Genomic DNA, 15,179 nt, shown 5'->3' on the forward strand with positions numbered 1-15,179 from the left:
GGACGGACAGGGACAGCGGGAAACCGCGGCGATCTATACGATGCGGCCACTTGATCTTTAGGGACGCCTCAGGAGGATCCCGTTGCCTCATCCCCTCATCCGCCGCGGGCTCAGCGCCGGGCTGGCCGCCTCCGTCGTTTCGCTGGCTCTGGCCGTGCCGGCCCACGCGGCGACCGGGGCCCTGCTCGCCGGGGCCCCGGTGAAACTCAGCGCCGCCGTGGGCGAGCGCTTCGATGCCACGCTGTCGGTCACCAACACCGGCTCCACCGCTGTGGACGGGGTGGCGGTTCGCTTCGCCACCACGTCCGGATTCGAGGCGGCCGAGCAGTTCGCGAACTGTGCGTACGAGGCCGGACAGCCGCGTGACTGCACCTTCGAGCAGAGCCTGGAACCGGGCAAGTCGTACCAGCTGGTGATGCCGTACAAGGTGCGCGCCGACACGTACGCACCGGGCGGTCTGAATGGCCAGTTCCAGTGGACGCCGCTCGCCGGCGGCACCCCGCACGCCGGCGACGGCGCGGTCCTGCAGCTGCGGGCGGGCGACAAGCTGGGCGAGAGCCCGGCCGGCGACTGGCAGTATCTCGACGTCGCCGTGACCGGCTCCAACGGCGCCGACCTGGCCGCCCTGGGCACCACGGTCACCGGCGCGGCCGGCGATGTGGTCGAGGCCGAGGTCGGCGTCCGCAACGACGGCCCGGCCACGCTCGACTGGACCAGGGGCGGCACCTCGCCGGGCCTGGTCGTGGTCACGATCCCGGCCGGCACGTCGGTCGTCAAAACGCCTGAGGGCTGCGACCGCGACAGCGGCCAGTACGTGTGCGAGACGGCGACCCTGTTCCCGACGGCGACCACGACGACGTGGAAGTTCCCGCTGCGGATCAACCAGGTCGTCGCCGGCGCGACGGGCTCGGTCGAGGTGAACCCGGCGTGCCAGTGCCAGCGCTTCGACGAGGACCTGGACAAGTCCAACAACACCGCGTCCCTCGTGGTGAACCCGGCGGACGACACCGCCGACCAGATCCCGCCGGTCATCGACGACACCGGTCTCGTGGCGGGACAGCTCGTCCCGAGCGTCTACTACTTCCGCCCGGTGGCGCACGACAATGTCGGCGTCACCAAGCTGGAAGCGGTTCTCAACGGAACCCAGAAGATCGTGTGCAGCGAGACGACCTGCCGGGTCGTGCTGCCGACCGGCCGGGACGCCGACGGGACCATCACGGTCCGGGCGTACGACGCCGCCGGTAACCACAGCGGGAAGACCATCCCGGTCCACCTCGACAGCGTCGCGCCGACCGGATCGCTCACCCCAGCGGCCAAGTCGTCGATGCGTACCGGACCGGTGAATATCGCAGTCGACGGCGTGGCCGCCGACACCGCCAAGATCGTCATGGTCGACGCGGGCACCCGGGCCGAGCTGGCGACGCGTACCGAAGCGCCCTGGACCTTCTCCTGGGACGCGGTCGACAACACGGTCTCGCCGCTGTTCGTCATCACCGACCGGGCGGGCAACAGCCTCACCCGGGCCAGCGGCTACATCGTCGACAACGAGGCGCCGGTCATCGAGCGGGCCGACTTCGCCGGCTCGTACTCGACGAACCGGCTCGACGCCGGCACCGGCTGGGTCGGCGGGATCAGCTACGTCAACGCCACGATCGCCGACGAGTCCCCGATCAGCCGCAGCGAGTGGCGGGTCGACGGCGTCCTGAAGTCCACCGCCGCGCAGTTCTACTGGGACGCGCGGGCGATCCCGGCCGCCACCGCCACTGTCGAGGTGCGGGTCTGGGACGCCGCCGGCAACACCTCGTCGAAGGCGTTCCGGGTGAACATCGACAAGGCGGCCCCGACGATGTCGGTGTCCCCGGCGCCGGGCGCCCTCGTCCGGGGCACCAGCTACGTCACCTTCCTCAAGGCCACGGACCGCAGCGGTATCGCGTACGTGCAGCTCACCAGCCCGAACTCGGTGGGCCAGGTGGCTTCGGTGCGGCTGGCCGCGGGCAAGGACGGCCCGCGCTCGGTGACCTGGCTGGCCATCGACAAGCTGGGCAATTACACGTACGTCAAACGCTCCTTCACCATCGACAACACCGCACCGGCGGTGGCGTTCAAGAGCGCGCCCAAGAGCAACGCGAAGCTGAGCAAGAAGGTCACCCTGACCGCCACGGCCGGCGACCGCAACGGCGTCGCGCGGGTGCAACTGCTGGTGAACGGCAAGGCCGTCGCGACCGACACCAAGGCCGGCTACGCCTTCACGCTCAACCCCAAGGCGTACGGCAAGAAGTTCACCGTCCAGCTGCGCGCCTACGACAAGGCGGGCAACCTGCGGTACAGCGTCAAGCGCAACTACCGCCGCTGACCCACCAGCGCACCGGCCCCGTGCTCGACCGGCGGGGCCGGCGCGAACCAGCGTCGGTGCCACCGGCGCAGCGGCGCCGGCGCCCACCAGTTCCATTCGCCGAGCAGGCTCATCAGCGCCGGCAGAAGCAGGCCGCGGACGACCGTGACGTCGAGCAGCAGCGCCACCGCCATCGCGAAGCCGATCTCCTTGACCGCGATGAGGTCGCCGAGCAGGAAGCCCAGGAACACCACGCCGATGCACAGGGCGGCGGCGGTGACCACGGGACCCGACTTCTCGATCCCGCCGCGTACGTCACCCTCCTCTCTGATCCGGGCCAGCAGGAACACCTGGTAGTCCATCGAGAGCCCGAAGACGAACACGAACAGCAGGACGGGTGTGGTGACGTCGATCGCGCCCCACGAGTCGAAGCCCAGCACCGCGTCGCCGACCCCCCACTGGAAGACGACGACCAGCGTGCCGAGCGTGGCCAGCAGGGTGAGCGCGTTCATCAGCAACGCCTTGAGCGGTATCGCCACCGAGCCGGTCAGCACGAACAGCAGCACCGTCGTGGCCAGCACCACGATGAGAAGCGCGATCGGGAAACGGCCGGCCACCGAGTCGGTGTAGTCGGCCAACTCGGCCGCCGCGCCGCCGACGAGAACCGGGAACGGCGGGTCGGTGGCCCGGATCGCCCGTACGACCTCGCGGGAGTCCCGGCCCTCCGGCGTGACGTCGATGACGGCGGCCGGCGCGGTGATGTCGGGGCGCGGCTGCACCCGTACGACACCCTCAAGCCGGTTGATTCTGTCCATGAAGTCGCGAACCGCGGCGTCGGCCGGGTCGGCGTCGACCACCACGACGATCGGGTCGGCCTGGCCGCCGCTGAAGTCGCGCTGCACCGCCTCGTGCAGCCGGCGCGCCTCGGACGAGGCCGGCAGCGCGCGGGCGTCGGAGTTCTCGAGGTCGACCGCGAACAGGAACGGCAGTGACAGCACGACCAGACCGGCCGCGACCGCGAACGCCACCGGCCCCGGACGGTTCTGCGCGAGGGCGGCGAGCCGCGGAAGCAGGGAGCGGCGCGACGGCCGGGGCGACTTGATACGGCGGTGGGCCACGGCGATGAGCGCGGGTACGGCGGTCAGCCCGGCCACGGTGCCCAGCAGCACCGCTACCGCACCGCCGAGCGCCATGGCGCCGAGCAGCGGTTCGGCGAACGCGGACAGCCCGAACATCGTGGCGGCGACGGCCAGCCCGGAGATCAGCACGGTACGGCCGGCGGTCGCGGTGGTGCGGGCGAGCAGATCCGCGACCGGTACGCCCGGATCGGCCTCCCGCTCCTCCCGGAACCGGGCCATCACCAGCAGCGCGTAGTCGACGGCGAGGCCGATGCCGAGCAGGGTGACCACGTTGACGGTGAACTGGCTGACCCCGGTGAGCGCGGTCAGCCCGTACAGCCCGAGCAGCGTCACCGTCACCGTGGCCAGGGCGGCGGCCAGCGGGATCAGGCCGGCCACGAAACCGCCGAGGATCAGCACCAGCACGGCCAGCAGGACGACGAGCGCCACCGACTCCCCGAGGGCGGCGTCCGCCATGGCCTGCTCGGCGAACGCGCGCTCGGCCAGCTTCTCGCCGCTGACCAGCACCTCGGGCGCGTCGATCCGGTGCAGGGCGGCGGCGACCGCGTCCTCCGCCCGTTCCCGCCGGTCGTCCGGCAGCCCGGGCGACAGCTCGACCCGGATCAGCGAGCTCCGGTTGTCCGCGCCGATCCGGCCGCCCGGCGCCCCGTACAGATCCTCGACCTCCGCCACGCCGTCCAGGCCGCGGATCTCCGCGGTCACCGCGGAGACGTCGGCGACCAGCGCCGGGTCGTACACGTCGCGCCCGCCCACGACGGCGACGATCATCGGCCCCTCGGGCTGCAGTTCGCCGACCCGCCGGTCCGCGAGCTGCGACTCCGCGTCCGGTCGCAGACCGTCGGTGGTGGTGAGCCGGTCGAAGACCTGACCGCCGAGGACCAGCCCGGCGACGATCAGAACGAGCCACGTGCCGAGCACCGGCCACCGCCGACGGGCACACCAACGGCCCAGATCCGCCAACATCACCGGAATATGCAGGCGACGGCCATGGACGTGCATCGTTCGAACGGTCGGCAGGTTTGACCGGTCGGCGAACCGTCGAGTCGGTCAGCCGACACCCGGACGATTTCATCTGCCGCTAAGGTTCATCAATCTTTACGGGGGAGGGGAATGCCCGTGCTTCGGCGTGCGCTCAGTGGGATCGTCGCGTTGGCAACCGTGGTCACGATGTCGTCCTTCATCGGCTCGCCGCCCGCGACCGCGGTGGCGCTGCCGACCGGCTTCCAGGAGCAGATCGTCTTCAGCGGTCTCAGCTCCCCCGTCGATCTCGAGTTCGCGCCGGACGGGCGGATCCTCGTCGCCGAGAAGGGCGGCCGGATCAAGGTCTTCGACGACCTCGCCGACACCACCCCGACCGTGTTCGCCGACCTGTCGGCCAATGTGCACAACCAGTGGGACCGCGGCCTGCTCGGCATGGCGCTGGCGCCCAACTTCCCCGTCGACCCGTACGTCTACGTGCTGTACACGTACGACGCTCCGCCCGGGCAGACCGCCCCGGTCTGGAACGACGTCTGCGCCAACGCGAACGACGGGCGCTGCGTGGTCACCGGCCGGCTCTCCCGCCTGCGGGCCGGCGGCGACACGATGACCGGCAGCGAGCAGGTGCTGCTGAACGACTGGTGCCAGCAGTTCCCGAGCCACTCCATCGGCGACATCGCCTTCGGCGCGGACGGGATGCTGTACGTGGCCGCCGGTGACGGCGCCAGCTTCAGCGCCGTCGACTACGGCCAGTTCCCCTCCGGGGCGCCGACCAACCCGTGCTCCGACCCGGCCAACGAGGGCGGCGCGCTGCGCTCGCAGGACATCCGCACCTCGGGCGACCCGGCCCAGCTCGACGGCGCCCTGCTGCGGCTCGACCCGGCCACCGGCGCGGCCGCGGCCGGCAACCCGAACATCGCCGCCACCGACCCGAACGTCCGCCGGATCGTCGCGCACGGCCTGCGCAACCCCTACCGGGTCACCATGCGGCCGGGCACCAACGAGGCCTGGATCTCCGACACCGGCTGGAACACCTGGGAAGAGGTCAACCGGGTGGTCAACCCGACCGCCGGGGTGACCAACTTCGGCTGGCCGTGCTGGGAGGGCAACGCCCGGCAGGCCGGGTACGACAGCGCCAACCTGCCGATCTGCGAAACCCTCTACACCGCGCCGGCCGGCACGCACACCGCGCCGTTCGTGGCCTGGAACCACTCCAGCAAGCTGGTCGCGGGCGAGGCCTGCCCGACCGGCAGCTCGTCGTCGACCGGTGTGGCGTTCTACCCGACCGCCGGCGGGCCCTACCCGACCGCGTACAACGGCGCCGTCTTCTTCGCCGACTACTCCCGCCGGTGCATCTGGGCGTCGCTGCCCTCCACCCCCGGCGGGCTGCCCGACCCGGCCAACGTGCAGACGTTCGTCTCCGACGCGGCCAGCCCGGTCGACCTCGAGGTCGGCCCCGGCGGCGAGCTCTACTACGCCGACCTGGGCGGCACCATCCGGCGGGTCCGCTACTTCCCGGGCAACCAGCCGCCGACGGCGGTCATCGACGCGTCGCCGACGCAGGGCCCGGCGCCGCTGACCGTGACATTCAACGGCACCGGCTCCACCGACCCCGACCCGGCCGACGACGGCCGCCTGCGGTACGCCTGGGACTTCACCAACGACGGCACGACCGACTCCACCTCGCCGACGGCCACGTTCACGTACACCACAGCCGGTTCGTACACCGCCCGGCTGACCGTGACCGACACCCTGAACGCGACGCACACCAGCACGGTCGCCGTCACCCCCGGCAACGAGGCGCCGACCGCGGTGATCGACACGCCGACCGTGGGCACGACCTGGAAAGTCGGTGACGCGCTGGCCTTCACCGGTCACGCCACCGACCCGCAGCAGGGCAACCTGCCCGCGTCCCGCCTCAACTGGGACCTGGTCATGCACCACTGCTCCTCGCCCGAGAACTGCCACGAGCACGCGATCCGCAGCTGGACCGGCGTGGCGTCCGGGTCGTTCGAGGCACCCGACCACGAGTATCCGTCCTACCTGGAGCTCAAGCTTGTGGCCTCCGACCAGGAGGGCCTGACGCACACCGTGACGCGCCGGCTCGACCCGAAGACGGTCGACCTGACGTTCGCCAGCGTGCCGTCCGGACTCCAGCTCACCGTCGGCTCCGGGTCAGGGACGACACCGTTCTCCCGTACGGTGATCCAGGGCTCCACCAACTCGGTGTCGGCACCGTCACCGCAGGGTTCCTCGACGTTCACCTCGTGGTCCGACGGCGGAGCGCAGACCCACATCATCACCGCGCCCACGACGGCGACGACATACACCGCCAACTACGCGACGGCACCGGTGACGCAGCGGATCGGCTACCCCCAGATCGGCGCGTCGCTGGACTCCGGCGCCACGAATTACATGAACGGCTCCCGGTTCGTCACCGGATCCAGCCCGGCCTCGGTGACATCCATGTCGGTGTACTCGAAGAGCGTGCAGGCGGCGCCGAACAACCAGTACCAGCTGGCCATCTACGCCGACGCCAACGGCTCGCCCGGCGCCCGGGTGGCCACCAGCTCGACCGGCACGCTGACCGCCAACGCGTGGAACACCCGGCCGGTCGCCGCGACCCTGGCCGCCGACACCGCGTACTGGCTCGTCTACAACACCAACGGCGACAACAACCTGAGCTACGACACCGGAACGGCCAACCAGGGCGCCTGGAGCGCCGCCACACCGTTCGGCACCTGGCCGGCCACGTTCGGCAGCTCCAACCGGTGGAGCGCGAAGTTCTCCATCTACGCGACCACCGGCGCCGACACGACCGCGCCGACGGTGGCGGCCACGACCCCGGCCGCCGGGGCCACCGGCGTGGCCCTGACCAGCCCGATCACCGTGCGCTTCAACGAGGGCATGGCGGCGTCCACGATCACCCCGGCCAACCTCGAGCTGCGCGGCCCGGGCGGCACGCTGGTCAACCGGACGGTCGCGTACGACGCGGCCACCGAGACGGCGACGATCACCCCGTCCGCGGCGCTGACCGCGTCGACCCAGTACACGGTGACGGTACGGACCGGGGTGACCGACGTGGCGGGCAACGCGCTCGCGGCCGGCCACCAGTTCTCGTTCACCACGCTCAACCCGAGTGCCCCCCGCTTCGGGTACGACCAGGTGGGCGGTTCACTGGACTCGGGCGCCACGAACTACATGAACGGCTCCCGGTTCGTGAACGGCGCCACCGCGCTGCCGATCAGCCAGATCTCGGTCTACCTCAAGGCGGTGCAGGCCGCCCCGGCCAACCAGTACCAGGTGGCGATCTACGCCGACGCGAACGGCTCACCGGGCGCGCTGGTCGCCTCGAGCACGTCCGGCACGCTGACGGCCAACGCGTGGAACAGCCGCCCGGTCACCGCGACGCTGGCCCCGAACACGGCGTACTGGCTCGTCTACAACACCAACGGCGACAACAACATGAGCTACACGACGGGCACCGCCAACCAGGGCGCGTGGAGCGCCTCCACCCCGTTCGGCTCGTGGCCGGCCACGTTCGGCTCGGCCAACCGCTGGACCGCGAAATACTCCATCTACGCCTCGTAGAGCTCCCACGCCCAGCACCGGCAAGGACGGCCCGCGCACGTTTTTCGGCCCGTTGACCTGACCCCGGCCGGATGAACGATCGCGAACAGCCGAAAATCCGCCCAAAAGCATAGTTACCGTGCCGGGGTGACTACAGATCGTAAAGACACGCGTCGCCGGCGCTGCGCCGGAGGGACCGTCGCCGTGGCCTTGATCGGGCTGCTCGCGGTCACCTCCGCCACGCCGGCACACGCCAACCCGCAACCCCCGTCCACCCCGAGCCAGGCCGACACCGCCGGCGCGCGTTCGCGCAACGTCGTACCCGGCGAGACCGGGCTGATCGCCCTGCGCCCGGACGGAAAGGTGTTCGCCACCGTCAGCAAGGGCACGGTGCGGCAGTGGAACACGGCGACCGGGCGCAAGGCCGGAGCGCCACTGGCCGGCGACACCGGCGCCATCTACTCCCTCGCCTACAGCCACGACGGCAAGCTGCTCGCGGTCACCGGCGACAGCCAGGTGTCGCTCTGGGATCCCGTCACCGGTGAACGCACCGGGGCCCCGCTGGCCGGTCACACCGGCCCGGTGCGCTCGGTGTCGTTCAGCTCCACCGGCGATCTGATGGCCACCACCGGCGACGACGGCGCGGTCAAGCTGTGGAATCCGGCCACCGGCCACCTGGTGCGCACCCTCACCGGGGACACCGGCGCACTCCGGATGGTCACCTTCACCGCCGACGGCGAACGCCTCGCGGCCGCCGGAGCCGGCGCCAACAACACGGTGCGGCTGTGGGACACCGGCACCGGCCGGCCGATCGGCGAGGCGCTGACGGTCAGCCCCGGACCGGTGTACGCGGTCAGTTTCAGCCCCAACGGGAAACTGCTGGCCGCCTCCGGTGGCGGCACCGCCGTACGGCTGTGGAACGCGGCCACCGGCAAACCGGCCGGCGAACCGCTCACCAGCAGTTCGGCGCCGGTCTACGCGCTCACCTTCAAGCGCGGCGGCAAAATCCTGGCCACCTCGTCCGGCGGCGACAACAAGGTGCAGCTGTGGAACACGGCGACCCGGGAAGCCGCCACCACCCCGCTGACCGGCCACACCGGCCCGGTACGGGCCATGCGCTTCAGCCCGAAGGGCAACCTGCTGGTCACCGGCGCCGACGACGGCACCGTACGCCTGTGGAACCCGACCACCGGCGAAGCCGTGGGCCAGCCACTCACCGGCCACGTCGGCCCGGTCTGGGCGCTGCGCGTCACCCCGAACGGCAAGCGCCTGCTCACCGCCGGCGCCGACAACAAGGCCCGCCTCTGGCGCGTGCCCTGACAGCTCGTCACTTGAAGGGGGCCGGGACATCCCGGCCCCCTTCAACTATTTACGGTGCTGGATGGCCAGGAACTGTTCGGTGGCCTTGAAGGGGTTGCCGCCGCTCGGCACGTATCCGTTGAGCACCGCGTCCGAGATGCCGGCGACGGGATCGATATGTGTCACCTAGTCTGCTACCGTTCGCGTCGGTTCAGTTCCACTGTGTACCGATCAACGGGGAGTTCGTATGGCAACGCGTCTGGTCAAACGAGTGGCGGCGATGGCTTTCGTCGCGGCCGGCATCGGTGGCTTCCAGCTGGTGGCGGCGGGTCCGGCGTCGGCCGATCCGCTGGTCTCCATTCTCGCCAACCCGGTCTGCACCAAGTCGGTCACCTACCAGGGCGCCCTGGTCCCCGCGGCGGCCAACGGGTCGGTGAACTGCGGCATGGTCCGCGGCGCCAACAGTGAGGGCGTCAGCCGCCTGCAGGACACGCTGAACGACTGCTACCGGTCGGCCCTCGAGGACATCGAGGTCTACCCGCTGCGCATCGACGGCGACTTCGGCGGCAACACCGAGAAGGCCCTGAAGAAGGTGCAGAGCATTTCCGGCACCGGCGCCGACGGGATGTACGGCCCGTTGACCCGCAAGGCGATTCGGCACGTTGACCCGGACTACGGCGACCCGTGCCGCCGCGTCAGCTGACACAGAACGACGTGAAGGGTGGGCCGGTTGTCACCGGCCCACCCTTCACGTATCTCACGAGCGGTTGAAGCGGGCCGTCGACCAGACGTAGCCGAGGACCGCGAGACCCACACACCAGGCCACCGCGAGCCAGCCGTTGTAGCCAATCCCGGTCCCCGACAGCAGTCCGCGCAGGGTCTCGATGGCCGGCGTGAACGGCTGGTACTGCGCGATGGGCTGGAACCAGCCCGGCATCGAGTCGACCGGGACGAAGGCGCTGGACAGCAGCGGCAGCAGGATCAGCGGCATCGCGTTGTTGCTGGCCGCCTCGGCGTTCGGGCTGACCACCCCCATTCCGACCGCGATCCAGGTCAGGGCCAGAGCGAACAGCACGAGCAGCCCGATCGGAACCGGGCGATGATGCCCTCGGTCATGTCGTTCGACACCGACACCGCCGTACCGATCACCGTGCTGCCGATCGTCATCAACAACAACCCGGCACCAGATAGGCGATGTATCTGGCTCGGTCGGGTGCACCGCCGGTTATCCCGGCACTGAGCGCGTCGCCGAATATGTAGACGAACAACAGCAGCAGCATGATCGGCGTGAGCAGCAAGTTCAGCGTGAGCGACGGATACCGGCGCGCGTGCAGCAGGTTGCGGCGCAGCATGGTCGACGAGTCACGGATGGCGAGCGTGGTCATCGGGAAACCTCCACAGGCTTGGCGGTCAGGGCGAAGAAGACGTCGTCCAGGTCGGGGGTGTGCACGGTCAGCTCGTCGGCCTCCACCCCGGCCGCGTCCAGCCGGTCGAGGACGGCGCGTAGTTCGCGGGAGGTGCCGCCGCTGGAGATCTGCAACCCCAGCGCCTCGTCGTCGCGGGCGGCATCGGGCAGGACGGCCGCCGCGTCCTGGTAGGTGGTGGGGTCGGTGAAGCGCAGCAAAACATGCCCGCCCGGCACGAGCCGTTTCAACTCGGCCGCGCTGCCCTCGGCGACGATCCTGCCGTCGTTGAGCACGGCGATCCGATCCGCGAGCTGGTCGGCCTCTTCCAGATACTGCGTGGTGAGGAAGACGGTCACGCCGCCGGTGACGAGCTCACGGACGATCTGCCACATGTCGTGCCGGCTGCGCGGGTCCAGGCCGGTGGTGGGCTCGTCGAGGAAGATGATCCGGGGCCGGCCCATCAGCGTCATCGCGATGTCGAGGCGCCGTTTCATCCCGCCGGAATACGTGGAAGCCGGCTTGCGAGCCGCTTCGTCCAGGTGGAAACGGGACAACAGCTCGGCCGTACGGCGGCGGCCCTCCTCACGGGACAGGTGGTGCAGATCCGCCATCAGCAGCATGTTCTCCTCCCCGGTGATCAGACCGTCGACCGCGGAGAACTGCCCGGTCACCCCGATCACGGCCCGGATACCCTGCGGGTCGCCGGCCAGGTCATGACCACCGACCCGCACCTCCCCCGCGTCGGCGGCAATCAGCGTCGACAGAATCTGCACGGCGGTGGTCTTGCCGGCCCCGTTCGGGCCGAGCAGGGAAAAGACGGTTCCTTCGGGTACGGCCAGGTCGACACCGTCGAGCACGACCTTGTCGCCGTACGACTTACGCAGCCCGTTCGCCGCGATGGCCAAGTTGGTCATTGGTCTCCCCTACCGGTTCAGAGGCTGCGGGCGACGATGTCGCCGTAGGCGGTGGTGGCGTTGATGTGGAGCACGGCGGAGCCGTCGTTCTTCAGGTCGTTGGTGACGCGGCCGTACCCGGTGCCGGCGTCGAGCGAGGCCGAGACGCCCGGGGCGGCCGCGACCGAGATCGACCCCGCCTGCGTCGTGGCCACCAACGAGCCCCGTACGGCCTCGGCGATCTGAATGTCGCCCTTGGCCGTGCTGATCTCGGCCGGCCCGTTGAGCCGGCCGATCGCGACGTCGCCGGCCGCGGTCCGGAGGCGTACGCTCGCGGCCTCGTCGAGCTTGATCTCGCCTTGCGCGCCTTCGAAAAGGACGTCGCCGAGCCGGCCGACTCCGCGAAGCTCGGCGGCCGCCGCCTTGGCCTCGACCCGCGACCCGGCGGGCAGTTGGACGGTCACCTCGAGGTAGCCGGAGCGGCCGAGGATCTGGTTGCCGGCGGTGGCCTCGATCCGCAGGACGCCGTCGGCGTACTCGACCCTGGTCTGCTCCGCCGTCTTGACGTCGCGGCTCTTGTCGGCGTCGGCGGGCCGAACCTCGACGACGGTGTCGGCCCGGTCGGCGGCGATGAACTGGATGCGCCCGGCCGGGATGTCGAGGACGGCGGAGATCGGGGCGGGGGTATTGAAGGTCTGCATGGTGCGCTCCTCGCGATCGTTGTTTCCGATACACGAAACGCTACGTTGCGTTCATATATCGGGCAACAGAATTGTTGCACTGCGACAACGTAGTTCCAGTTGAAAGCCACTATTTCGTTGCAACCGACTCGGATTCAATGCAACGAAGTCGATCCGAGTCGTTGCATTGGCGGAAAGTGAACGCTATGCTGACCGCACCGACGAAGGGAGATCGGCGTGCCCGGAGGCAGACTCAACCAGCAGGAACGCCAGCAGATCGCGCTGGGCCTGTCCGACGGATTGGCGTACGCCGAGATCGCCCGCCGCCTCGACCGCCCCACCTCCACCGTCACGCGCGAGGTGATGCGCAACGGCGGCCCCACCGCCTACCGCTCCGACCTGGCCCACCGCGCCACCGAGCGCCGCGCCCACCGGCGCCGGCAGTCCACCCCCGGCGGCCCCGCGGTGCCCCCGGCACACGGACGCGACGCCGCGGCGGTGGCCGAATATCAGGAGACCTTCACGACCGTATTCATGCAGCAGGGCCTGCCCAAGATGACCGCCCGCATCCTGACCTGCCTGTTCACCACCGACGAAGGCAGCCTGACCGCGGCCGAGCTGGTCCAGCGCCTCCAGGTGAGCCCGGCTTCCATCTCCAAGGCCATCGGCCTGCTCGAAGACCTCACCCTGATCCACCGAGAACGCGACGAACGCCGCCGCGAGCGCTACCGAGTCGACGACGACGTCTGGTTCAACTCAATGATCGCCAGCGCCCGCCAGAACGCCGACCTCGCGGAGACCGCCCGCCAGGGCGTAGCCGTCCTCGGCCCCGGCACCCCGGCCGCGGTGCGCCTGGAGAACATCGCCCGCTTCATGGACTTCGTAGCCGAAAGCATCATCCGAGCCGCCGAACAGGCGCGAGACATCCTCTACGCGAAGCCACCCGCCTGAACCACCCGGAATGCCGTGCTGGTCACCTGACCCCTCGACAGTTACGCGCCGGCGGTGAAACGCACAGGGGCTGGCCGACGAGTCGATCCGTGGCCGAGTCGACCGGACGGCAGGGACTGCTCGCGAACACGATGTTCATGGCCGCGCACCGTGGCCGCGAGGCGGAGGCGCTTGAGCCGACCGCGGCAGGGCAACGGCAGGTCACCGAGCGCGGCGTGGGGCGGCTGCTCCGCATCACCGGCTACGCGAAAGCGGTGCTGTACAACGGTCCCGGCCGTCGCCGGCGCCCTGACGGTTCCGATCCGGAGGTGCATTACCGGGCGGCCATCGAGCATTCAGCGGCGAAGGGCTCAACCTTCTTCAGGCCAGATCGCTGTGCGGCGCATGGCTGCTCAGGGCGCCCGTGAGCCGCGGGCCTTCTCCTGCTCGAGCAGGGCGTCGAGGTCGCGCAGGCGGTGCAGTCCCCGTAGCGGCTGCCGCATGCGGTGATTGCCGGCCAGGGACTGTTCGTGACGGGCGAGAAAACTCCAATAGCCGGCCGTGTACGGGCATGCGTTGTCGCCCGCGCGCACTTTGGGGTCGTACCGGCAGCCGCCGCAATAGTCGCTCATCCGGTTCACATAGGAGCCGCCGGCCGCGTACGGTTTCGTGCTCATCCGGCCGCCGTCGGCGAATTGGCTCATGCCGACCACGTTGGCCGTCATCACCCACTCGTATCCGTCGACGAAGCAGCGGTGGAACCAGTCGGCGACCGCCCCGGGACGCCAGCCCCGCTGCATCGCGTAGTTCCCCAGCACCATCAGCCGCGGGATGTGATGCACCCAGCCCCGGTCGCGTACGCCGGCCAGCACGTCGGACAGGCATCGCGCCCCGACCGCGTCGGCGTCCAGCTCGGCGAACCATTTCGGCAGTTCGCGCCGCGCGTGCAGCTCGTTGACGGCCCGGTATTCCGGCTCGAAGTACCAGTAGAGATGCCAGATGAAGTCCCGCCAGCCGAGGATCTGCCGGACGAAGCCCTCGACGCTCGCGAGCGGCGCGTCCCCGCTCCGATAGGCCTGCTCCGCCCGCTCGATCACCTCCAGGGGGTCGAGCAGTCCGAGATTGATCGCCGGGCTGAGCATGCTGTGCGCCATCAGCGGATCGCCGGCGAGCATCGCGTCCTCGTGCGGCCCGAACGCCGGAAGCCGGTGCTCCACGAAGTGCCGCAGCCGGTCCAGCGCCTCCTGCCGCGTCGCCGGGAAGAGCCGCGGCCCGTCGTTGCCGACGAAGGTGATGCCGTCCTCCCGCTCCCAACGGTCGAGGTCGGCCCGTACCTCCTCGTCGATCTCGTCCTCGACGATCACGGGCGGCGCCGGCACACCCAGCCGCTCGGCCCCACGCGGCGGCGGCTCCCGGTTGTCGGCGTCCAGATTCCATCGGCCTCCGGCCGGTTCCGACCCTTCCATCAGTACGTCGTGACGCTGCCGCGCATAGCGGTAGAAGTCCTCGAGCCGCAGGTGGTCACGGCCGCCCGCCCAGGCCACGAAGTCCTGGGGCGAGGTCACAAAGCCCCGCGGCGGCACCATTTCCACGTTCGGCAGGCGCCGTACGAGCCCCCGGGCCGCGCGCGAGGTCGGATGGCACACGCTGACCCGGCCGCTCACCGCCTCGGCGTACGTCTCGGCCCGTGTGAAGAGAACGTTCTCGTCGCGAGCCCGATGCCGCATGGCGGAGAGCACGAGGTGTGCCTTCTGGCGGTGGAAGACACGGCGCCGGAAGACCGCCTTGGACTCCACGAGCAGCACCGGCTGATCGGGGGTGTCCTGGAAGTGCGGCCCCAGTTGGTCGGCGAACACCCAGCGACGCGGCATACCCGCATGGTGCCCCACGCCGCGTGATCATTCCCACGACTCGGCCAACTCTCCCCTTACGAGAGAGTAGGGTTCGGCGCC

Annotated in this window: 12 protein-coding genes; 6 read left to right on the forward strand and 6 right to left on the reverse strand. The window is 70.2% G+C overall.

Annotated elements, in window-relative coordinates:
* Positions 1-82 precede the first annotated feature (82 nt).
* Positions 83-2,353, forward strand: a complete 2,271-nt coding sequence (locus AB0C26_RS16925; RefSeq protein WP_360247674.1) for an Ig-like domain-containing protein — start codon at positions 83-85, stop codon at positions 2,351-2,353.
* Here the strand turns inward: AB0C26_RS16925 and AB0C26_RS16930 are convergent.
* Positions 2,341-4,434, reverse strand: coding sequence for an MMPL family transporter (locus AB0C26_RS16930; RefSeq protein ID WP_360247676.1), 2,094 nt, complete (start codon positions 4,432-4,434; stop codon positions 2,341-2,343). The two genes, AB0C26_RS16925 and AB0C26_RS16930, sit on opposite strands and share 13 nt — an antisense overlap.
* A gap of 204 nt (positions 4,435-4,638) precedes the next feature.
* On the opposite strand from AB0C26_RS16930, the gene AB0C26_RS16935 reads away from it, so the two are divergent.
* The 3 genes from AB0C26_RS16935 to AB0C26_RS16945 all read left to right on the forward strand — a co-directional run bounded on the left by AB0C26_RS16935 (position 4,639) and on the right by AB0C26_RS16945 (position 10,021).
* On the forward strand, positions 4,639-8,040 hold the full coding sequence (locus tag AB0C26_RS16935) for a PQQ-dependent sugar dehydrogenase (RefSeq protein ID WP_360247678.1): 3,402 nt from the start codon (positions 4,639-4,641) through the stop codon (positions 8,038-8,040).
* A 183-nt stretch (positions 8,041-8,223) separates the two neighbouring features.
* The gene (locus AB0C26_RS16940; protein WP_360247680.1) at positions 8,224-9,339 is read left to right on the forward strand and encodes a WD40 repeat domain-containing protein; all 1,116 of its coding nucleotides are present in this window, start codon (positions 8,224-8,226) and stop codon (positions 9,337-9,339) included.
* Between the two features lie 226 nt (positions 9,340-9,565).
* Positions 9,566-10,021: a peptidoglycan-binding domain-containing protein gene (locus AB0C26_RS16945; protein ID WP_360247682.1), complete on the forward strand. Its 456-nt coding sequence runs from the start codon at positions 9,566-9,568 to the stop codon at positions 10,019-10,021.
* 54 nt (positions 10,022-10,075) lie between these two features.
* On the opposite strand, the gene AB0C26_RS16950 is transcribed toward AB0C26_RS16945, so the two are convergent.
* From AB0C26_RS16950 to AB0C26_RS16965, 4 genes are all read right to left on the reverse strand, one after another.
* On the reverse strand, positions 10,076-10,393 hold the full coding sequence (locus tag AB0C26_RS16950) for an ABC transporter permease (protein ID WP_360247684.1): 318 nt from the start codon (positions 10,391-10,393) through the stop codon (positions 10,076-10,078).
* 91 nt (positions 10,394-10,484) lie between these two features.
* On the reverse strand, positions 10,485-10,703 hold the full coding sequence (locus AB0C26_RS16955) for a hypothetical protein (RefSeq protein ID WP_360247686.1): 219 nt from the start codon (positions 10,701-10,703) through the stop codon (positions 10,485-10,487).
* Complete coding sequence (locus AB0C26_RS16960) at positions 10,700-11,638, reverse strand: ATP-binding cassette domain-containing protein (RefSeq protein ID WP_360247688.1); 939 nt, start codon at positions 11,636-11,638, stop codon at positions 10,700-10,702. The genes AB0C26_RS16955 and AB0C26_RS16960 overlap by 4 nt, the downstream gene beginning before the upstream one ends.
* Before the next feature lie 17 nt (positions 11,639-11,655).
* On the reverse strand, positions 11,656-12,318 hold the full coding sequence (locus AB0C26_RS16965; RefSeq protein WP_360247690.1) for a DUF4097 family beta strand repeat-containing protein: 663 nt from the start codon (positions 12,316-12,318) through the stop codon (positions 11,656-11,658).
* 216 nt (positions 12,319-12,534) lie between these two features.
* Here AB0C26_RS16965 and AB0C26_RS16970 point away from each other — a divergent pair, with 216 nt between their 5' ends.
* Both AB0C26_RS16970 and AB0C26_RS16975 read left to right on the forward strand, forming a co-directional pair.
* Complete coding sequence (locus AB0C26_RS16970; RefSeq protein WP_360247692.1) at positions 12,535-13,248, forward strand: helix-turn-helix domain-containing protein; 714 nt, start codon at positions 12,535-12,537, stop codon at positions 13,246-13,248.
* A gap of 89 nt (positions 13,249-13,337) precedes the next feature.
* On the forward strand, positions 13,338-13,655 hold the full coding sequence (locus AB0C26_RS16975; protein ID WP_360247694.1) for a hypothetical protein: 318 nt from the start codon (positions 13,338-13,340) through the stop codon (positions 13,653-13,655).
* On the opposite strand, the gene AB0C26_RS16980 is transcribed toward AB0C26_RS16975, so the two are convergent.
* Positions 13,641-15,098 (reverse strand): cryptochrome/photolyase family protein, encoded by a 1,458-nt coding sequence (locus AB0C26_RS16980; protein ID WP_360247696.1) that lies wholly within the window; start codon positions 15,096-15,098, stop codon positions 13,641-13,643. The genes AB0C26_RS16975 and AB0C26_RS16980 overlap by 15 nt on opposite strands.
* Positions 15,099-15,179 lie beyond the last annotated feature (81 nt).

This window comes from Actinoplanes sp. NPDC048796, from assembly GCF_040650035.1.
Lineage (GTDB): Bacteria > Actinomycetota > Actinomycetes > Mycobacteriales > Micromonosporaceae > Actinoplanes.